Genomic DNA, 17,541 nt, shown 5'->3' with positions numbered 1-17,541 from the left:
GCGTGGCGAACCCCGCGATGGCCGCGCCCACGGCCCGCAAGAAACCGTTGCTGCTGCACCCGCTGGCGAAGCCGCTGCTGCTGGCGCTCCTGCTGCTGCCGCTGGCCTACCTGGTGTGGGCGGCGGCCACCGACAGCCTGGGCGCCAACCCGGCCGAGGCGCTGATCCGCAGCAGCGGCGACTGGACGCTGCGGCTGCTGTGCGTGACGCTGGCCGTCACGCCGCTGCGCGTGCTGCTGAACCAGCCGGCGCTGGCGCGCTTCCGGCGCATGCTCGGCGTGGCCACCTTCGGCTACGCGCTGCTGCACTTCGCCTGCTATGCCGTGCTGGACCAGGGGCTGGATGTGCAGGTGATCCTCCAGGACATCGCCAAGCGGCCTTTCATCCTGGTCGGCACCGCGGCGCTGATCCTCATGACGCCGCTGGCGCTGACCTCCTTCAACCGCGCCATCAAGGCGCTGGGCGGTGCGCGCTGGCAGCGGCTGCACAAGGCGGTCTACGCCGTCGCGCTGCTGGCGCTGCTGCACTTCTTCTGGATGAAGGCGGGCAAGAACGATTTCGGCGAGTGGTCGATCTACGCCGCGGTGATCGCGGCGCTGCTGGGCTGGCGCGTGTGGCAGGCGCGGCGCCGCCGCGCGGGGCCGGCGGCGCAGGCTATCCGCTGACGCGCTTGGCGCACTGATTGCCCAGGGGTCGCTTGATGCGACCCTTTCCGCTTTGGCGTCCCGCCCTGGCCTGGCTGCTGGTGCTGGGGCCGCTGTTCATCCTGAGCTACAGCGCAACGAACCACCGCGCGGCCACGCTGCCCGACGTGCCCAGCATCGTCTTCGACTGGGAGCGCCACATCCCGCTGTGGCCGTGGACCATCGTGCCCTACCTGTCGCTGGACCTGCTCTACGGCCTGTCGCTGCTGCTGTGCCGGGCGTGGCAGGAGCTGCACCGCCACGCGCTGCGGCTGCTGACGGCGCAGCTGGTGTGCGTGGCCTGCTTCTTCGCCTTCCCGCTGCGCTTCAGCACGCCGCGCCCGGACGTGCAGGGCTGGGCCGGCCCGCTCTTCGACGCCCTCACCGCCGTGGACCTGCCCTACAACCAGGCCCCGTCGCTGCACATCGTGCTGCTGGTGATCCTGTGGGACTTCTACCGCCGCCACACCCGCGGCGCGCTGCGCGCCTTCGTGCACGTCTGGAGCGCGCTGATCGGCCTGTCGGTGCTGACCACCTACCAGCACCACTTCATCGACGTGCCCACCGGGCTGCTCGTGGGGGTGCTGTGCCTGGGGCTGTGGCCGCTGCAAGGGCCGCTGCCGGCGTGGCGCCGGCGCGCGGCGCCCGCCGGGCGGCGCCGGCTGGTGCTGCCGCCGCAAGCCGGCAACGCGCGCGGGCTGGATGCCGCGGGCCGGCACCGCCCGGCGCGAGTCAGCGGCTCAGCACCGGCGCGAGCGCCTTCCCGGTATGACTCCCCGCCTTGACCAGCGCCTCCGGCGGCCCCGCCACCACCAGCTTGCCGCCGCCGCTGCCGCCCTCCGGCCCCAGGTCCAGCACCCAGTCGGCCTCGGCGATCAGGTCCAGGTCGTGCTCGATCACCACCACGCTGTGCCCGCCGGACACCAGCCGGTGCAGCACGTGGATGAGACGTTCCACGTCCGCCATGTGCAGGCCCACGGTCGGCTCGTCCAGCACGTACAGCGTGTGCGGCGCCTTCTGCCCGCGCCGGCCCACCTCGTCGCGCACTTTTGAAAGCTCCGTCACCAGCTTGATGCGCTGCGCCTCTCCGCCCGACAGCGTCGGCGAGGGCTGGCCCAGCGTCAGGTAGCCGAGGCCCACGTCCTTCAGCAACTGCAGCGGGTGCGCGATGCCCGGCATCGAGGCGAAGAAATCCACCGCCTCGTCCACCGCCATGTTCAGCACGTCGCCGACGCTTTTTCCCCGCCAGGTCACGGCCAGCGTCTCCGGGTTGAAGCGCTGCCCGTGGCACACGTCGCAGGGCAGCTTCACGTCGGGCAGGAAACTCATCTCGATGGTGCGCAGGCCCTGCCCTTCGCAGGCCGGGCAGCGCCCCTCGCCGGTGTTGAAGCTGAAGCGCCCCGGGCCGTAGCCGCGCGCCTTGGCCTCCAGCGTCTGCGAGAAGAGTTTCCTGATCGCATCCCAGAAGCCGATGTAGGTCGCGGGACACGAGCGCGGCGTCTTGCCGATGGGCGTCTGGTCCACCTCCAGCACCCGGTCCACCTGCAGCCAGCCTTCCACCGCGCCGCAGCCCGTCAGCGCCACGTTCTTGCCGCGCGCGGCCACGAGCGCCTGCACGTTGGCCAGCAGCACGTCGCGCGCGAGCGTGCTCTTGCCCGAGCCGGAGACGCCCGTCACCGCCACCAGGCGGCGCAGCGGCACGCCCACGTCCACGTTCTGCAGGTTGTGCAGATCGGCCTTGCGCACGCGCAGCCACTGCACGGCGTCGTCCACCGGCCGCCGCGTCTCGATCGGGTGTTTCAGCGGGTTGGCCAGGAAGCGGCCGGTGATCGAGTCCGGCTGCGCCGCCAGCTCCGCGGCCGTGCCCTGCGCCACCACCTGCCCGCCGCGCCGCCCGGCGCCGGGGCCGATGTCGATGATGTGGTCCGCGCGCCGGATCGTGTCCTCGTCGTGCTCGACCACCACCAGCGTGTTGCCGCGGCTGCCCAGCTCCTGCAGCGCGTCGAGCAGGATGCCGTTGTCGCGCGGATGCAGCCCGATGGTCGGCTCGTCCAGCACGTAGCACACGCCCTGCAGGTTGCTGCCCAGCTGCGCCGCCAGGCGGATGCGCTGCGCCTCGCCGCCGGAAAGCGTCGGCGCGGCCCGGTCCAGCGTCAAATAGCCCAGGCCCACCGCTTCCAGGAAGCGCAGCCGGCTGGCGATCTCGGTGACCACGTCGCGCGCGATGTCGGCACCGCGTCCTTCCAGCGCCAGGCCGTCGATCCACTCCCGCGCCTGCTGCACCGACCACGACGCCACCTCGCTGATGGGCCGCTCGTCGAACCTCACCGCCAGCGACACCGGGTTCAGCCGCGCCCCGTGGCAAGCCGGGCAGGCGCGCTCGGACACGTCCTCGGCTTCCGCCTCTTCGGAAGGGAAGCTCTGCTCGCGCCCGCGCTCGTCGTCCTCGCGCACCGAGTCGTCATAGACCTTGCGCTGCTCGCGCGTCAGCGCCAGGCCGGTGCCCACGCACTCCTCGCACCAGCCGTGCTTGCTGTTGTAGGAGAACATGCGCGGGTCCAGCTCCGGATAGCTCATGCCGCAGGTCGGACAGGCGCGCTTGGTCGAGAAGACTTTCACGTGGCACAGCCCGGCCGTGGGCTGGCCGCATTCCATCGCGCCGCGCAGCTGGTCGAGCGGATGCAGCAGGTGCATCACGCCCTTGCCATGCTCCAGCGCCTGCTGCAGCAGCTCGCGCAGCCGGCCCTCGTTCTCCGGCGTGACGACGAGGTCGCCCACCGGCAGTTCGACGGTGTGCTCCTTGAACCGGTCCAGCCGCGGGAAAGGCTGCACCGGCACGAACTCGCCGTCCACGCGCAGGTGCGTGTGGCCGCGCGCCAGCGCCCATTTCGCCAAGTCCGTATAGAGGCCCTTGCGGTTCACGACCAGCGGCGCCAGCAGCCCGACGTGCTGGCCCCGGTGCTCGCGCAACAGCTGCGCCGCGATGCTCTCGGCGCTCTGCGGCATCACCGGCGTGCCGTCGCGCACGCAGTGCTGCAGGCCCAGCTTCACCCACAGCAGGCGCAGGAAGTGCCAGGTCTCGGTGGTGGTCGCCACCGTGCTCTTGCGCCCGCCGCGCGACAGCCGCTGCTCGATCGCCACCGTCGGCGGGATGCCATAGACGGCATCCACCTCCGGCCGCCCCGCCGGCTGCACGATGCTGCGCGCATAGGCATTGAGCGACTCCAGGTAGCGCCGCTGCCCCTCGTTGAACAGGATGTCGAAGGCCAGCGTGCTCTTGCCCGACCCGGACACGCCCGTGATGACGCTGAAGCGCCCGTGCGGTATGTCCACGTCCACGCCCTTGAGGTTGTGCTCATGCGCGTTGACGATGCGGATCGCCTGCGCCGGCGGCGCCGCGCGCCGCGCCTTCACCAGCGCCTGCAGCGGGACGCCCTCCTCCACCGCGCCGTCCAGCCCCAGCGCGCGCTCGTAGGCGCGCAGCGCGCGGCCGGTGTGCGAGTCCGGGTGGTGCCGGATGTCCTCCGGCGTGCAGGCCGCCACCAGCTGGCCGCCGCCCTCGCCGCCCTCGGGGCCCAGGTCGATGAGCCAGTCGGCGGCGCGGATCACGTCCAGGTTGTGCTCGATCACGATCAGCGAGTGCCCCGCCTCCAGCAGCTTGCGCAGCGCGCGCATCAGCCGGGCGATGTCCTCGAAATGCAGCCCCGTGGTCGGCTCGTCGAACAGGAACAGCGTGCCCTTCTTCGCCAGCGACTGCCGGCTCTTGGCCGCCGACTGCGCCGCCTCGGCCAGGAAGCCCGCGAGCTTGAGCCGCTGCGCCTCGCCGCCGGAGAGCGTGGGCACGGGCTGGCCCAGGCGCAGGTAGTCCAGGCCCACGTCCACGATCGGCTGCAGCGCGCGCGCCACCTCGCGGTCGTCGCGGAAGCGCTGCAGCGCCTCGCTCACCGTCAGGTCCAGCACGTCGGCCACGCTCAGCTCGCCGCCCACCGCCTCGGAGGGCAGCCGCCGCTCGATCTTCACGTCCAGGATCTCGGGCCGGTAGCGGCGCCCCTCGCAGTCCGGGCAGCGCAGGTACACGTCGGAGAGGAACTGCATCTCGACATGTTCAAAACCCGAGCCGCCACAGGTCGGGCAGCGCCCGTCGCCGGCGTTGAAGCTGAACATGCCCGCGCCGTAGCCGCGCTCGCGCGCCAGCGGCGCCTCGGCGAACAGTTTTCTGATTTCGTCGAAGGCGCCGACGTAGCTGGCGGGATTGGATCGCGCCGTCTTGCCGATCGGGCTCTGGTCCACGAACACCGCGTCGGCCAGCATCTCCGCGCCCAGCAGCCGCTCGTGCGCGCCCGGCGCCTCGGTGGCCTTGCCGAAGTGGCGCGCCAGCGCGGGATACAGCACGTCCTGCATCAGCGTGCTCTTGCCCGACCCGCTGACGCCCGTCACCACCACCAGGCGCTGCAGCGGGAACTCGACCGTCACGTCCTGCAGGTTGTGCTCCTTGGCGCCCTCCAGGATCAGCCGCGGCGTGCCCGGCGCCACGAAGCGCTTGATGGTGCCGCCGACATGCTTGCGCGCGCCCAGGTAGGCGCCGGTGAGCGTGTCGGCCTTCCTCGCGTCGTCGGGCGTGCCGTCGAAGACGATGCTGCCGCCGCGCTCGCCCGGGCCCGGGCCCATGTCGATCAGGCGGTCCGCCGCCAGCATCACCGCCGGGTCGTGCTCCACCACCACCAGCGTGTTGCCCGCGTCGCGCAGCCGCTGCATGGCCTGCACGATGCGGTCCATGTCGCGCGGGTGCAGCCCGATGCTGGGCTCGTCCAGCACGAAGAGCGTGTTCACGAGCGAGGTGCCCAGCGCCGTGGTCAGGTTGATGCGCTGCACCTCGCCGCCCGAGAGCGACCGGCTCTGCCTATCCAGCGTCAGGTAGCCCAGCCCCACGTCGCACAGGTAGCGCAGCCGCGTGCGCACCTCGTCGAGCAGCAGCTCCATCGCCGCCTGCTCGGCCTGCGGCTTGTCCTGCACCGCGGCCTCGACGCTGTCGAAGAAGCCCCTCAGGCGCTGCAGCGACAGCTGCATCAGGTCGTGCAGGTGCAGCCCCGGCAAGGCCTCCAGCTGCTCCCGGGTCCAGTCCACGCCTGCAGGTTGAAAACGCTTCTCCGGGGGCAGCACCGCGTCGGCCTGCGCCTTGGTGCCGATGCGCCACAGCAGCGCCTCGGTCTTGAGCCGCGCGCCGCGGCAGGTCGGGCATTCGGTGTAGCTGCGGTACTTGGACAGCAGCATGCGGATGTGCATCTTGTAGGTCTTCGACTGCAGGTAGTCGAAGAAGCGGCGCACGCCGTACCACTGCTTGTTCCAGTTGCCGTTCCAGTTCGGCGAGCCCTCGATCACCCAGTCGCGCTGCGCCTGGGACAGCTGGGCCCAGGCCGTGTCGCGCGGTATGCCGGCCTCGCCGGCGTACTTGATCAGGTCGTCCTGGCACTCCTTCCACGCCGGCGTCTGCATCGGCTTGATGGCGCCGCCGCGCAGCGTCTTGCGCTCGTCGGGAATCACCAGCCCCATGTCCACGCCGATCACGCGCCCGAAGCCCTTGCAGGCCTCGCAGGCACCGAAGGGCGAGTTGAAGGAGAACAGCGAGGGCTGCGGCTGCGCGTAGCGGATGTCGCTCTCCGGGCAGTGCAGCCCGGTCGAGAACTTCCACACCTCGGGCTCGGCCTCGTCCTGCAGCACGTAGACGTTGAGCCGTCCGCCGCCGCGCTTGAGCCCCAGCTCGATCGCCTCCATGGCCCGCACCTGCTCGACGCTGCCGATGCGGAAGCGGTCCGCCACCACGTCCAGCAACTTGCGCTCGCCCACCGTGCGCTCGGCCTGCACGCGCGTGAAGCCGCTGGCGGCGAGCCACTGCTCGACTTCCTCGGCCGTGGTGTTGGCCGGCAATTCGACGGGGAAAGTCAGCGCCAGGCGCGGGTCGCCCGACGCGGCGCCACGGCGCTGCATCTCGGCGTAGATCGACTCCGGCGTGTCGTGGCGCACCGGCAGCGCGGTCTGGCGGTCGAACAGGTCCGAGGCGCGCGCGAACAGCAGCTTCAGGTGATCGTTGAGCTCGGTCATCGTGCCGACCGTGGAGCGGCTGGTGCGCACCGGGTTGGTCTGGTCGATGGCGATGGCCGGGGGCACGCCCTCGACGCGGTCCACCGCCGGGCGGTCCATGCGGTCGAGGAACTGGCGCGCGTAGGCGCTGAAGGTCTCCACGTAGCGGCGCTGGCCTTCGGCGTAGAGGGTGTCGAACACCAGGCTGGATTTGCCCGACCCGCTGGGGCCGGTGACCACCGTCATCTCGCCGGTGCGGATGTCCAGGTCCAGGTTCTTGAGGTTGTGCTGGCGCGCGCCGCGGATGCGGATGACTCCGGAACTCATTGGGGGGTCTTTTCGGGAGGAGGCGGGGGATTCTAGGGAGGCGCAAAGCCCCGCCACGGCGGCGGGACAGCCCGGGGAAAAGCCTGGGCAGGCAATCCCGCGGCCCGGGGAACGGTGACGCCGGAATGCATCGGGATTGGCCGGAAAGCGCTGCGGCAACTTGTCGCATTTCTTGCCCTTCCCTCGCCAAGGGCTTGTTGCGGTTAAGAAAACCCCGGCAACCCCCCTGGGACCGCCGACGGCGGGGCCGGTGCTAGCATGCAACTTCGCCTCACGGAAACGTGGGGGGCCGGTACTGCATGTGCCGGCAATCCCGGGCACCCCGCTTCTGGAGAACTGGATGAATTCGGTGCCGCCAGCGCCCATCGACGACGTCTCGACCGCCCCAGCCGTTACCGGCCTGGGGCCGGTGCTGCTGGTCGAGGACCACCCGGTCAACCAGATGATCGCGCTGGAGATGCTCAAGGCCCTGGGCCTGGAAGTGCTCACCGCCGACGACGGCGCGCAGGCACTGGAGCGCTGCGAGGCCACGCCGCCGCGCCTGGTGCTGATGGACCTGCAGATGCCGGTGATGGACGGGCTGCAGGCCACGCGGCGGCTGCGCGAGATGCAGCAGCAGGGCCGGCTGCCGGGCTTCCCGATCCTGGCGCTCACCGCCCACGCCCTGGCCAGCGACCGCGAGATGGCCCTGGCCGCCGGCATGGACGACTACCTCACCAAGCCCATCGTTTTCGAGACCTTGCGCCGCGCCCTGGCGCGCTGGCTGCCCGACCTGCCGGCGGCCTGACGCCACGGTCTGTACTTTCACTGGGCCGCGAGGCCCGACTGTCTACACTCTCTCCGGGCCGAAAGGCCCGACGCGCCTTGAAGGGCGGGCCGCAGGTCCGCCCGCTTTCCTGAACGACACAAAAAACGCCCGCCACGTTGCAGGAGCGTTCTTCGGAGACAACCCATGACCCACCGCCGCACGCTGCTGGCCCGCGCCAGCGCAGTTGCCTGCCTGACCCTGCTCGCCTCGTTGCCCGCCGCGGCGCAGACCGTGCCCGCGGCCCCGGCCGCCCCGGCGTCCCCCGCCCCCGCTGCCGGCACCTGGCCCGTGAAGCCCGTGACGATCATCGTGCCCTTCCCGGCCGGTGGCGGCACCGACACCTTCGCACGGCCGCTGTTCGCGGCCATGGGCAAGAACACCGGGCGCCAGTTCGTCATCGACAACAAGGGCGGCGCCGGCGGCACCGTCGGCGCGGGCCTGGCGGCGCGGCTGCCGGCCGACGGCCACAACTTCTTCATGGGCGGCGTGCACCACGCCATCGCCCCGGCCATGTACCCGAAGCTGGACTACAACCTGGAGTCCGACTTCGTGCCCGTCGGCCTGGTGTCCAACGTGCCGCAGGTGGTGGTGGTCAATGCCGCCAAGGGACCGGCCGCCGACCTGCCGGGTCTGCTGAAGCTGCTGCGCCAGAACCCGGGCAAGCTCAATTACGGCTCGGCCGGCAACGGCACCTCGCACCACCTGGCCGGCGAGCTGTTCAAGCTCCAGACCAAGACCTTCATCACCCACATCCCGTACCGCGGCGCCGGCCCGGCGCTGCAGGACCTGATGGCCGGCCAGGTGGACATGATGTTCGACGGCCTGGGCTCCTCGGCCGGCCACATCCGCAGCGGCCGCCTCAAGGGCCTGGCCGTGGCCGGCGAGCGCCGCGCGCCGGGCTTCCCCGACATCCCCACCGCGCGCGAGCTGGGCGTGCCCGACTACGTGGTCAGCACCTGGTACGGCATCTGGGCGCCCAAGGGCACGCCGCGCGAGGCCATCGAGCGCATGCAGGCCGAGATGAAGAAGGCGCTGGAGTCCGCCGAGCTGAAAGCCACCTGGACCGGCCTGGGCAGCGAGACGCCCAACCTCTGGGGCAACGACTTCAGCGCCTGGACCGCCAGGGAAACCAAACGCTGGGCCGAGGTGGTGAAGGCCTCCGGCGCGCGGCTGGAGTGAGTGAGCCTTTCGTCACGCCTTCGCTGAGCTTTCCTGAGCGCCCGCAAGGTGGCCGCCGCGGCGGCCGCCATCATTTCCGGCACCACACTGTCCGCCTGAACCCCGTTTGACCGAAGCTGAAACAGTCCCTCGTCATTCCGGCGAAAGCCGGAATCCACCCCGGCCGGGATGCCGCGCGGGGCTCGTGGATCCCGGCTTTCGCCGGGATGACGAAGTGAATGTTCAGCCGCTTTGACCCATTGGCCTGACCCCATGAGCAACCTCTACGCCGCGCTGCGCGCGGGCTTCCCCGCCGACCTCGACCGCTGCGCCATCGAGGCGCTGGACGCCCCGAACGGGCCGCTGTACTACAGCTGGCGCGACATCGACCGCGGCAGCGCCATGATCGCCAACCTGCTGCAGTCGCTGGAGATCGCGCCCGGCGCCGACGGCGTGCCGCCGCGCGTCGCCGTGCAGGTGGACAAGAGCGTCGAGGCGCTGATGCTCTACCTGGGCGTGCTGCGCGCCGGCATGGTGTACCTGCCGCTGAACAACGCCTACCAGGCCGCCGAGGTCGAGTATTTCGTGAGCAACGCCGAGCCCAGCGTGGTGGTGTGCGCACCGCGCAACTTCGGCTGGGTCAGCCGCACGGCCTTCAACGCCGGCGCGCAGCACGTGTTCACGCTGGGCGAGGAGCGCGACGGCACCCTGCTGCAGCGCGCCGCCGCGCAGCCGCACGAGCAGGCGCCGGTGGCGCGAGGGGCCGGCGACCTGGCCGCCATCCTCTACACCAGCGGCACCACCGGGCGCAGCAAGGGGGCCATGCTCAGCCACGGCAACCTGCTGAGCAACGCGCAGGTGCTGCAGGACTACTGGGACTGGCAGCCCGGCGACGTGCTGATCCACGCCCTGCCGATCTTCCACGTGCACGGCCTGTTCGTGGCCTCGCACGGCGCGCTGCTCAACGGCAGCCGGATGCTGTGGCTCAACAAGTTCGACCCCCGGGCCGTGATCGCGCAGCTGCCGCGCGCCACCGTCTTCATGGGCGTGCCCACGCTGTACGTGCGCCTGCTCGCCGACGCGGGCCTGACGCGCGAGGCCTGCGCGCGCATGCGGCTCTTCATCTCCGGCTCCGCGCCGCTGCTCATCGACACCTTCACCCAGTGGCAGGAGCGCACCGGCTTCACGATCCTGGAGCGCTACGGCATGAGTGAGACGGCCATGCTCAGCTCCAACCCCTGCAAGCCGGCCGACGGCACGCGCCGCGGCGGCACGGTGGGCAAGCCGCTGCCGGGCACGGACATCCGCGTCATGGACGACGACGGCCAACCCCGCCCCGTCAACGAGATCGGCCACATCCAGGTGCGCGGCCCCAACGTCTTCAGCGGCTACTGGCGCATGCCCGAAAAGACGAAGGAAGAATTCACCGCCGACGGCTGGTTCAAGACCGGCGACGTGGGCAAATACGAACCGGACGGTTATCTCGTCATCGTCGGCCGCAGCAAGGACCTCATTATTTCCGGTGGCTACAACGTCTATCCGGCCGAGGTCGAGAGTTTCATCAATGAAATCCCCGGCGTGGCCGAGAGCGCCGTGGTCGGCGTGCCGCACCCGGATTTCGGCGAAGCCGTGATCGCTGTGGTGATCCCCGCCGCCGGCGCCCAGCTGAATGCCACCGAGATCATTGCCAGGCTGAAAGCCGGCATCGCAGGATTCAAAGTGCCCAAGCAGGTTTTCATTTCGCCCGAACTGCCGCGCAATGCAATGGGGAAGGTGCAGAAGAATCTGCTGCGGGAGCAGCATCGGGCGTTGTTTGCGTGATTGAATGGCCAATAAAGGCCAGAACATGAATTCGTCGTCCCCGCCTGCAATCACTGCGGTGTGGGGAAATCGAATTCATGGCACCTCGTCAACCACGACGCTTCGCACCACGATCCGTCATTCCGGCGAAAGCCGGAATCCACGCGCACCGACACGGTGGCATGACCGACGCCGGCATGTGCCTGCGCTGGCAGGCGGGACATCGCAGCGTTCGTGGATTCCGGCTTTCGCCGGAATGACGAAGCAGTGGGCGAGAGGCCCGTGCTGTCGGGATGCCGGCTACGCCCGAGTTGTCCCGGTCTTCAGCAAACCTGCGCGGAATGACAATTTACCGCACCTGAAGAAATAATGACAAAGAAAATAACTGGAATCATCCAGCACTACCTTCCCCCTTCGTCAAATACCTCTCCAGATTTTCGATCCACTCCCCCGTCGCCGGATTGATGTCACTGATCCTCTCGGCAATCACCCCCGCATCCTGGAACATCTTCTCCACGGCCCTGATTTGCGGCCCATGGTGCTCCTTGCGCCGGTGGTAAATCACCTTGCCGATGCCCGTCTGGATGATGGCCTGCGCGCATTTGGGGCAGGGAAACTGCGTCACGTAAATGGCCGAGCCCGCCAGCCGCAGCACCACGCAATTCAATATCGCATTGATTTCGGCGTGGACCACGTAACTGTGGCGCGAGCGGAACGGGTCGTTGTCGTCATCGCTCCAATAGGTCGGGTCGCTGTCGTCGCAACCCCGGGGCAGGCCGTTGTAGCCCACGCCCAGGATCTTGTGGTCGGGGCTGACGATGCAGGCGCCATTCTTGGTCAGCGGGTCCTTGGAGCGCAGCGCCGCCAGTTGCGCAATGCCGAAGAAAAACTGGTCCCAATCGATGGCGGCTTTTGGCGATGACGACATTTTCAGCACCCGGAAAATGGGTCATTCTCGCACCTTCGCCCTCCCACCCTGCCCAGCTTCCGCCTGCCATGACCGACGCCGCCACCCCCGAAACCCTGTCCGACCGCTGCCCGCGCTGCGGCGGCGCCTTCCACTGCGGCGTCAGCGACGCGGCGCCCTGCCCCTGCAGCACGCTGACGCTGAGCCCGGAATTGCAGGCGCAACTGCGCCAGCGCTGGAGCGGCTGCCTGTGCCTGCGCTGCCTGCAGGCCCTGGCCGCCGGCGCGGCGCTGGAACACGGCGCACCCCAAGCCCAGGCGTGAAACGAAAACGGCGCCGCGCAATGCGGCGCCGCCCGGGAAGCTGGCAAAAAAGCGGGCGGGCCGCGGTGGGCCCGCCCGGGAGCCACGGACGTTCAGCCCGTGATCAGCAGCTGGTTGTCCACCGACTTCACGCCCTTGATGGCGCGGGCCATGGCGTCGGCCTTCTGGCGCGCGGCGAAGGTCTTGACTTCACCCTTCAGGCGCACGAAGCCCTGGGTCGAATCGACGTTGATCTTGAAGGCGCTCAGGTCCGAGTCGGCGGCGAGCTTGGCCTTGAGCTCGGTGACGATCTTGGCGTCGTCCACCGCCTCGCCCACGGTGCGGTGCGGCGCGCCGTCGGCGCGGTCCGGGCTGCCGGCCAGGGTGCCGCAGCCGGCCAGGAAGGCGGCGGAAACCAGGGCCATGGGGAGCAAGTGCTTGGTATTCATGAGCGAAGTCCTCTACAGGTGCTTTTGTTCAGATCGTGATCACGGCGTGCCGGCCACCGGGCCGGCCGCGCCGCGGCGTGCGCCCGCACGTGCCGCCGGTCCTGGCCGGCACTGCGGGCGTTGCAGGGTCGGCAAGCCGCGTGCCCTGCGGTCCCGGGCCCGCCTCGGCGGCAGCCCGGGGCTCAAAACCTCGGGCTCTTCCCGCTGAAGTCCGGCTGGTACTTGCGCATCTGCTTGAGGTCGTCGCGGTTGCGCACGCCGCAGCTCAGGTACTGCTCGTGCAGCCGCGCCAGCGCCTCGCGGTCCAGCGTCACGCCCAGGCCCGGCTTGGTCGGCACCGCCACCGCGCCGTCCTGGAAGGCGATGCGCCCACCCTCGATCACCTCCTCCTCCTGCCACGGGTAGTGCGTGTCGCAGGCATAGGTGACGTTGGGCACCGCGGCGGCCACGTGCGTCATGGCGATCAGGCTGATGCCCAGGTGGGAGTTGCTGTGCATCGACAGCCCCAGCCCGAACACCTCGCACATGCGGCCCAGCGCCTGCGTCGCGCGCAGCCCGCCCCAGTAGTGGTGGTCGGACAGGATGATCTTCGTGCCGCAGCCCAGCTCCACGTTGCGGCGGAACTCGTCCATGGTCGTGACGACCATGTTGGTCGCCAGCGGCGAGCGGCAGTGCTTCGACAGCTCGGCCATGCCTTCGAGCGTGGGCGTCGGGTCCTCGTAGTACTCCAGCAGCTCATCCAGCTCCGGCGCGGCCCGGATGCTGGTTTCCAGCGACCAGTTGGCGTTCGGGTCCAGGCGCAGCGGGTGCTTCGGGAAGGCCTCGCGCAGCGCGCGCATGGTGGCGATCTCGTGCGCGGGCTCGAACACGCCCCCTTTGACCTTGATGCTCTGGAAGCCGTAGAGCTCCACCATGCGCCGCGCCTGCGCCACCATCTGCGCCGGGCTCAGGCCCTCGCCCCAGGCGTCGGGCGCGTACGGCTTGTCCACGTGCTCGGCGTACTTGAAGAACAGGTACGCGCTGTACGGCACCGCCTTGCGCACCGCGCCGCCGAGCAGGTCCACCACCGGCGCGTTCAGCATCTGGCCCTGCAGGTCCAGCATCGCCACCTCGAAGGCGCTGGTGACCTTGGCCGCGTTCTTGGCGGTGTGCGAGCCCGGCGCCAGCGTGAACTCCACCGCGCCGGCGTTGATCGCCGCGGCGGCCGCCGGCTTGAAGGCGGCGCGCACCCGCTGCTCCATCTCGTTGAGGTCGAAGGGCGACAGGCCCTGCAGCAGCGGCCGGGCCGTCTCCAGCGCGCGCAGCATCGGCTCGTCGCCGTAGGTCTCGCCCAGGCCGACGCGGCCGTCGCTGGTCTCGATCTCGACGATGGCGCGCAGCGCCCAGGGCTCGTGGATGCCGCTGGCATTGAGCAGCGGGCCGTCGCGGAAGGCGATGGGCGTGATGCGGACGTGCTGGATCAGGGTGTCGCGGAGGGTCATGGGAATACTTCCGGAATGGATTGCGTCACTCGGCCGAGGCGCCGGTCTTCTTCACCAGCGCGCCCAGGCGCGGGATGTCGGTGCGCATCAGCGCAGCGAGCTGCTCGGGGCCGCCGCCGACGACCTCCATGCCGAACTGCTGCTCCAGCTTGGACTTCACCTCGGGCTGCTGCAGCACCCTGGAGATCTCGGCGCTCAGGCGCTGCACCACGTCCCTGGGCGTGCCCTTCGGGGCATACACCGCCTGCCACGACACCAGGTTGAAGCCCGGCATGCCGGCCTCGGCCATGGTCGGCACGTCGGGCGCGAGCACGTTGCGCTTCTGCGAGGTCACGGCCAGCACCTTCAGCTTGCCGCCCTTGGCCAGCGGCAGGCCGGCGGTGAGCTGGTCGAACAGGAACGGCACGTTGCCCGCCACCACGTCCTGCAGCGCCTGCGGGCTGCCCTTGTAGGGCACGTGCATCATCGGCACGCCCAGCGTGTCGGCCAGCAGCGCGCCGGTCAGGTGCGTGGACGTGCCCGCGCCCGACGAGGCGTAGGACGCCTCCTTGGGATGCGCCTTGATCCAGGCGAGCAGCTCCTGCACCGAGTTCACGCCCAGCGCCGGATTCACCATCAGCGCGTTGGGCACGAAGGCGATGAGCGACACCGGCTCGAAGTCCTTCACCGGGTCGTAGGGCAGGCTCTTGTAGAGCGTGGCGTTGATGGCGTGCGTGCTGATGGTGCCGCCGATGAGCGTGTAGCCGTCCGCCGGCGCCTTGGCCACCGCCGTGACGCCGATGACGCCGCCCGCGCCGGCGCGGTTGTCCACCACCACCGTCTGCTTCAAGGCTGTCTGCAGCCCCTGCGCCACGACGCGCGCCACCACGTCGGTCGAGCCACCCGGGGCGAAGGGCACGACCCAGGTGATCGGCTTCGCGGGCCAGGCCTGCGCCTGCGCGCCGCCGCACGCGGCAGCCGCCAGGGCCAGGACGAGAAGGGAGCGGCGCGGGAACGTCATGACAGTTGTCCTTCGGGTCAGGGGCCACCCCGGCCCATCGCCACGGTAGCGCTACCAAAAACAGGCGCGATGGTAGCGCTACCGATGCACTTCACATCCCGGGTTAACCCGCGCGCGGGGTCTTGTCCAGGGATTGCGGGCGCTTCAGGTGCTGTCGCGCTGGATGACGCTGAAGCCCACGTCGATGACCTTGTCGCCGACCTCGCGCCCTTCCACGCGCTCGACGATGAAGCGCGCCGCGTGGCGGCCGATGGCCGTGCCGTCGATGCGCACGGTGGACAGCGCCGGGCACAGCGAGGCGGCGAAGGGCATGTCGCCAAAGCCGGCCAGCGCCAGGTCGGTGGGCACGCGCAGACCCCGGGATTGCGCCTCGGCCAGCGCCCCCAGCGCCAGCGCGTCCGACGCGCAGAACACGGCCCGGGTGTCCGGTGCCTGCTCCAGCAGCCGGCTGAGCCCGGCGCGGCCTTCGGGCACGCCGGTGGGCGCGGGCAGCGCCAGCGCCGGCACGGCCGCGCAGCCCAGGGCCCGGGCCCGGTCGATGAACCCCTTCTGGCGCCGCAGCGCGCGCGCGTCGTCGCCGCCCAGCACCGCCAGGCGGCGGTGGCCGCGCTCGAAGAGGTGGTCGGCCATCGCCGCGGCGGCGGCCTCGTGCGAGAAGCCCACCAGCATGTCGATGGGCGTGCTCGTGAAATCCCAGGTCTCGACCACCGGCAGCCCGCTGGCGAGCAGGCGCCGGCGGCCCTGGGCCGAGTGCATCACGCCGGTGAGCACCAGGCCGTCGGGGCGGCGGCCGAGGATGGACTCCAGCAGTTCGTCCTCGCGTGCCCCGTCGTAGCCGCCCTGGCCCAGCATGAGCTGGTAGCCCTGCGCGGCCAGCGCCTCGGTCAGCGCCTGCATCGTCTCCAGGAACACCGGCGCGGCGATGCTGGGCACGACGGCCGCGACCAGCCGGCTGCGCCGCGAGGCCAGCGCGCCGGCGAGCAGGTTCGGCACGTAGCCGGTGCGCTGCACCGCCTCGCGCACGCGCTGCAGCACCTGCGGCGACACCTGCGCCGGCGTGTTGAGCGCGCGCGAGGCGGTGATCGGCGCCACGCCCGCGATGCGGGCCACGTCGTTCAGCGTGATGCCCCCGCCGCCGCGGCGCCGGCGCGGGGTGGAAGGCGTGTCCACGGGAGGGGCGTCGTCGTTCATGGCCCGATTGTGCGCCGCCGGCGACTTCCGATGGCAGCGCTACCAGGCACCGGCCCGGGATTCAGCGCGGCACGGGGCTTGCCGCCCGAAAGCTCAACAGGAGTACCACCATGATCAAGTCCGACACCCTCGCCAATCCGCCCCGCGAGACGCCGCCCAACGGCACGCCCGGCCCGTCGGGGAAAGCCGTACCCGACAGCACGACCTCGGTGGGCAACACCGCGCAGGCCAGCGGCGGCGGCGATGGCACCACGCAAAGCTCGGACTGGCTGGCCGAGGCGCACGTGGGCGGCGCGGCCGGCACACCCGGCGCGGGCGAGCCCAAGGGCCCGCCGATGCGCTCGGGCACCGGCGGCGCGGACCGGCAAGGCCACACCGAGGAATCGCGCCGCGGGCAGTACTGAGGCTGTAGCCGGGCCGCGCGGCCCGGCGGGCGCGCTTACTTCAGGCGCGTCAGCAGCACGATCGCGTTGGTGCCGTCGTCCGTGCCGGCCGTGGTGATCACCAGCAGCCGGCCACCGGCCACCACCGTGGCCGGCATGCCCCAGATCGTCAGCGCGCCGCTGGCGTAGCTCCACTTGAAGCTTTCCTGGGGCTGGGGATGGTTGCGGGTGCTGCGTGACAGCGAAGGCAGGTTGAGCTGGCTGCCCACTTCCGTGTTGCCCTTGAGCGTGCCGGTGCCGTTGGCAGCCAGCGTCAGCGTGCCCCGGCCGGTGTAGGCCGCCACCCGCGCCCCCGGGTTGCCGCCGATCTCGGTCTGGAACTGGTTGACCGCGTAGGTGCCCGCCAAGTCGGCCGCGGTGATCGTGCCTTCCAGCTTCTGGACGCGCGCATTGAGGCCGTTGATGGCCGTGGCCAGGGCCTGCAGGTCGGCATTGATCTCGGCCGCCTTGGCCGGCATGCCGGGCTTGAAGGTGTAGGGCAGCGTGACCTGGGCCGCGGCCCAGGAGGCGGCCAGCGACAGGGACAGGGCGACGAGCGGCTTGCGCATGGGAGATCTCGGGATGTTGAAAAGGACGGGGAGCACGGGCGCCGCGACGGGCGCTCGCCTGCTCATTGCCAGGTGGCTTTGTCCCAGGTGGTCGTGGTCTTGTCGAAGACCAGGGGCGGCAGCGCCGCGGCGGTGACCGCGGCGGCCGTCTCGCGGCCCTCGGCCGGGGCGTCGCTGCCGCCGCCGCAGCCGGCGCCCAGCAGCGCCAGCGCCAGCGCGGCGGCAGCGGCGCACCAGGGCTTGGCCGGTCTTGGTGTGTTCATTCATCCCTCCTGAGGAAAACCGTCGCCCGGCCGGTCTCCCGGGCCGCCGGCGCAGTGCCGTGCAGGAATGCAGGAGGAAACCGCCGCGCGTCGAAACCCGGCA

Annotated in this window: 15 protein-coding genes; 7 read left to right on the top strand and 8 right to left on the bottom strand. The window is 70.6% G+C overall.

Features of this window, described 5'->3' with window-relative positions; translation table 11 throughout:
* Positions 1-17 precede the first annotated feature (17 nt).
* A complete protein-coding gene (gene msrQ, locus FJ694_RS00660) occupies positions 18-665 on the top strand; it encodes a protein-methionine-sulfoxide reductase heme-binding subunit MsrQ (protein ID WP_157263492.1) in 648 nt (215 codons plus the stop codon).
* A gap of 35 nt (positions 666-700) precedes the next feature.
* Positions 701-1,468, top strand: a complete 768-nt coding sequence (locus tag FJ694_RS00655; protein ID WP_157263491.1) for a phosphatase PAP2 family protein — start codon at positions 701-703, stop codon at positions 1,466-1,468.
* Here FJ694_RS00655 and uvrA read toward each other — a convergent pair.
* Entirely contained in the window at positions 1,416-7,088 is a 5,673-nt protein-coding gene (gene uvrA, locus FJ694_RS00650; RefSeq protein ID WP_157263490.1) for an excinuclease ABC subunit UvrA, read from the bottom strand. The two genes, FJ694_RS00655 and uvrA, sit on opposite strands and share 53 nt — an antisense overlap.
* Positions 7,089-7,428: 340 nt before the next feature.
* Between uvrA and FJ694_RS00645 the strand changes: the two genes are divergently transcribed.
* From FJ694_RS00645 to FJ694_RS00635, 3 genes are all read left to right on the top strand, one after another.
* The gene (locus FJ694_RS00645; protein WP_157263489.1) at positions 7,429-7,875 is read left to right on the top strand and encodes a response regulator; all 447 of its coding nucleotides are present in this window, start codon (positions 7,429-7,431) and stop codon (positions 7,873-7,875) included.
* Positions 7,876-8,040: 165 nt separating this feature from the next.
* A complete protein-coding gene (locus FJ694_RS00640) occupies positions 8,041-9,075 on the top strand; it encodes a Bug family tripartite tricarboxylate transporter substrate binding protein (RefSeq protein ID WP_157263488.1) in 1,035 nt (344 codons plus the stop codon).
* Positions 9,076-9,327: 252 nt separating this feature from the next.
* Positions 9,328-10,875, top strand: coding sequence for a malonate--CoA ligase (locus tag FJ694_RS00635; RefSeq protein ID WP_157263487.1), 1,548 nt, complete (start codon positions 9,328-9,330; stop codon positions 10,873-10,875).
* Positions 10,876-11,245: 370 nt separating this feature from the next.
* Here FJ694_RS00635 and FJ694_RS00630 read toward each other — a convergent pair whose 3' ends face one another.
* Positions 11,246-11,782 carry a deoxycytidylate deaminase gene (locus tag FJ694_RS00630; RefSeq protein ID WP_157263821.1) on the bottom strand — a complete coding sequence of 179 codons (537 nt, stop codon included), beginning with the start codon at positions 11,780-11,782 and terminating at the stop codon, positions 11,246-11,248.
* 68 nt (positions 11,783-11,850) lie between these two features.
* Between FJ694_RS00630 and FJ694_RS00625 the strand changes: the two genes are divergently transcribed.
* On the top strand, positions 11,851-12,084 hold the full coding sequence (locus tag FJ694_RS00625) for a cysteine-rich CWC family protein (RefSeq protein ID WP_157263486.1): 234 nt from the start codon (positions 11,851-11,853) through the stop codon (positions 12,082-12,084).
* Positions 12,085-12,176: 92 nt separating this feature from the next.
* On the opposite strand, the gene FJ694_RS00620 is transcribed toward FJ694_RS00625, so the two are convergent.
* The 4 genes from FJ694_RS00620 to FJ694_RS00605 form a co-directional block, all read right to left on the bottom strand.
* On the bottom strand, positions 12,177-12,488 hold the full coding sequence (locus tag FJ694_RS00620) for a BON domain-containing protein (RefSeq protein WP_157263485.1): 312 nt from the start codon (positions 12,486-12,488) through the stop codon (positions 12,177-12,179).
* Positions 12,489-12,694: 206 nt separating this feature from the next.
* On the bottom strand, positions 12,695-13,993 hold the full coding sequence (locus FJ694_RS00615; RefSeq protein WP_157263484.1) for a glucarate dehydratase family protein: 1,299 nt from the start codon (positions 13,991-13,993) through the stop codon (positions 12,695-12,697).
* A gap of 25 nt (positions 13,994-14,018) precedes the next feature.
* A complete protein-coding gene (locus FJ694_RS00610) occupies positions 14,019-14,993 on the bottom strand; it encodes a Bug family tripartite tricarboxylate transporter substrate binding protein (protein WP_157263483.1) in 975 nt (324 codons plus the stop codon).
* Between the two features lie 144 nt (positions 14,994-15,137).
* Entirely contained in the window at positions 15,138-16,184 is a 1,047-nt protein-coding gene (locus FJ694_RS00605; protein WP_157263482.1) for a LacI family DNA-binding transcriptional regulator, read from the bottom strand.
* Between the two features lie 110 nt (positions 16,185-16,294).
* Here FJ694_RS00605 and FJ694_RS00600 point away from each other — a divergent pair, with 110 nt between their 5' ends.
* Positions 16,295-16,588, top strand: coding sequence for a hypothetical protein (locus FJ694_RS00600; protein ID WP_157263481.1), 294 nt, complete (start codon positions 16,295-16,297; stop codon positions 16,586-16,588).
* Positions 16,589-16,623: 35 nt separating this feature from the next.
* Here FJ694_RS00600 and FJ694_RS00595 read toward each other — a convergent pair whose 3' ends face one another.
* Complete coding sequence (locus tag FJ694_RS00595) at positions 16,624-17,175, bottom strand: hypothetical protein (RefSeq protein WP_157263480.1); 552 nt, start codon at positions 17,173-17,175, stop codon at positions 16,624-16,626.
* A 62-nt stretch (positions 17,176-17,237) separates the two neighbouring features.
* Positions 17,238-17,438: a hypothetical protein gene (locus FJ694_RS00590; protein ID WP_157263479.1), complete on the bottom strand. Its 201-nt coding sequence runs from the start codon at positions 17,436-17,438 to the stop codon at positions 17,238-17,240.
* Positions 17,439-17,541 lie beyond the last annotated feature (103 nt).

This window comes from Azohydromonas aeria, from assembly GCF_009760915.1.
Taxonomy (GTDB): Bacteria; Pseudomonadota; Gammaproteobacteria; order Burkholderiales; family Burkholderiaceae_C; genus Azohydromonas; species Azohydromonas aeria.
Note: the sequence above shows the minus strand (reverse complement) of the source record. Positions and strands in the feature narration are given on the sequence as shown.

Bases quoted from the DNA above. Each gene is read 5' to 3' on its own strand.
- msrQ (WP_157263492.1), top strand. From the start codon at position 18: ATGGCCGCGCCCACGGCCCGCAAGAAACCGTTGCTGCTGCACCCGCTG.
- FJ694_RS00620 (WP_157263485.1), bottom strand. From the start codon at position 12,488: ATGGCCCTGGTTTCCGCCGCCTTCCTGGCCGGCTGCGGCACCCTGGCC.
- FJ694_RS00640 (WP_157263488.1), top strand. From the start codon at position 8,041: ATGACCCACCGCCGCACGCTGCTGGCCCGCGCCAGCGCAGTTGCCTGC.
- FJ694_RS00645 (WP_157263489.1), top strand. From the start codon at position 7,429: ATGAATTCGGTGCCGCCAGCGCCCATCGACGACGTCTCGACCGCCCCA.
- FJ694_RS00625 (WP_157263486.1), top strand. From the start codon at position 11,851: ATGACCGACGCCGCCACCCCCGAAACCCTGTCCGACCGCTGCCCGCGC.
- uvrA (WP_157263490.1), bottom strand. From the start codon at position 7,088: ATGAGTTCCGGAGTCATCCGCATCCGCGGCGCGCGCCAGCACAACCTC.
- FJ694_RS00600 (WP_157263481.1), top strand. From the start codon at position 16,295: ATGATCAAGTCCGACACCCTCGCCAATCCGCCCCGCGAGACGCCGCCC.
- FJ694_RS00610 (WP_157263483.1), bottom strand. From the start codon at position 14,993: ATGACGTTCCCGCGCCGCTCCCTTCTCGTCCTGGCCCTGGCGGCTGCC.
- FJ694_RS00595 (WP_157263480.1), bottom strand. From the start codon at position 17,175: ATGCGCAAGCCGCTCGTCGCCCTGTCCCTGTCGCTGGCCGCCTCCTGG.
- FJ694_RS00605 (WP_157263482.1), bottom strand. From the start codon at position 16,184: ATGAACGACGACGCCCCTCCCGTGGACACGCCTTCCACCCCGCGCCGG.
- FJ694_RS00590 (WP_157263479.1), bottom strand. From the start codon at position 17,438: ATGAACACACCAAGACCGGCCAAGCCCTGGTGCGCCGCTGCCGCCGCG.
- FJ694_RS00655 (WP_157263491.1), top strand. From the start codon at position 701: ATGCGACCCTTTCCGCTTTGGCGTCCCGCCCTGGCCTGGCTGCTGGTG.
- FJ694_RS00635 (WP_157263487.1), top strand. From the start codon at position 9,328: ATGAGCAACCTCTACGCCGCGCTGCGCGCGGGCTTCCCCGCCGACCTC.
- FJ694_RS00630 (WP_157263821.1), bottom strand. From the start codon at position 11,782: ATGTCGTCATCGCCAAAAGCCGCCATCGATTGGGACCAGTTTTTCTTC.
- FJ694_RS00615 (WP_157263484.1), bottom strand. From the start codon at position 13,993: ATGACCCTCCGCGACACCCTGATCCAGCACGTCCGCATCACGCCCATC.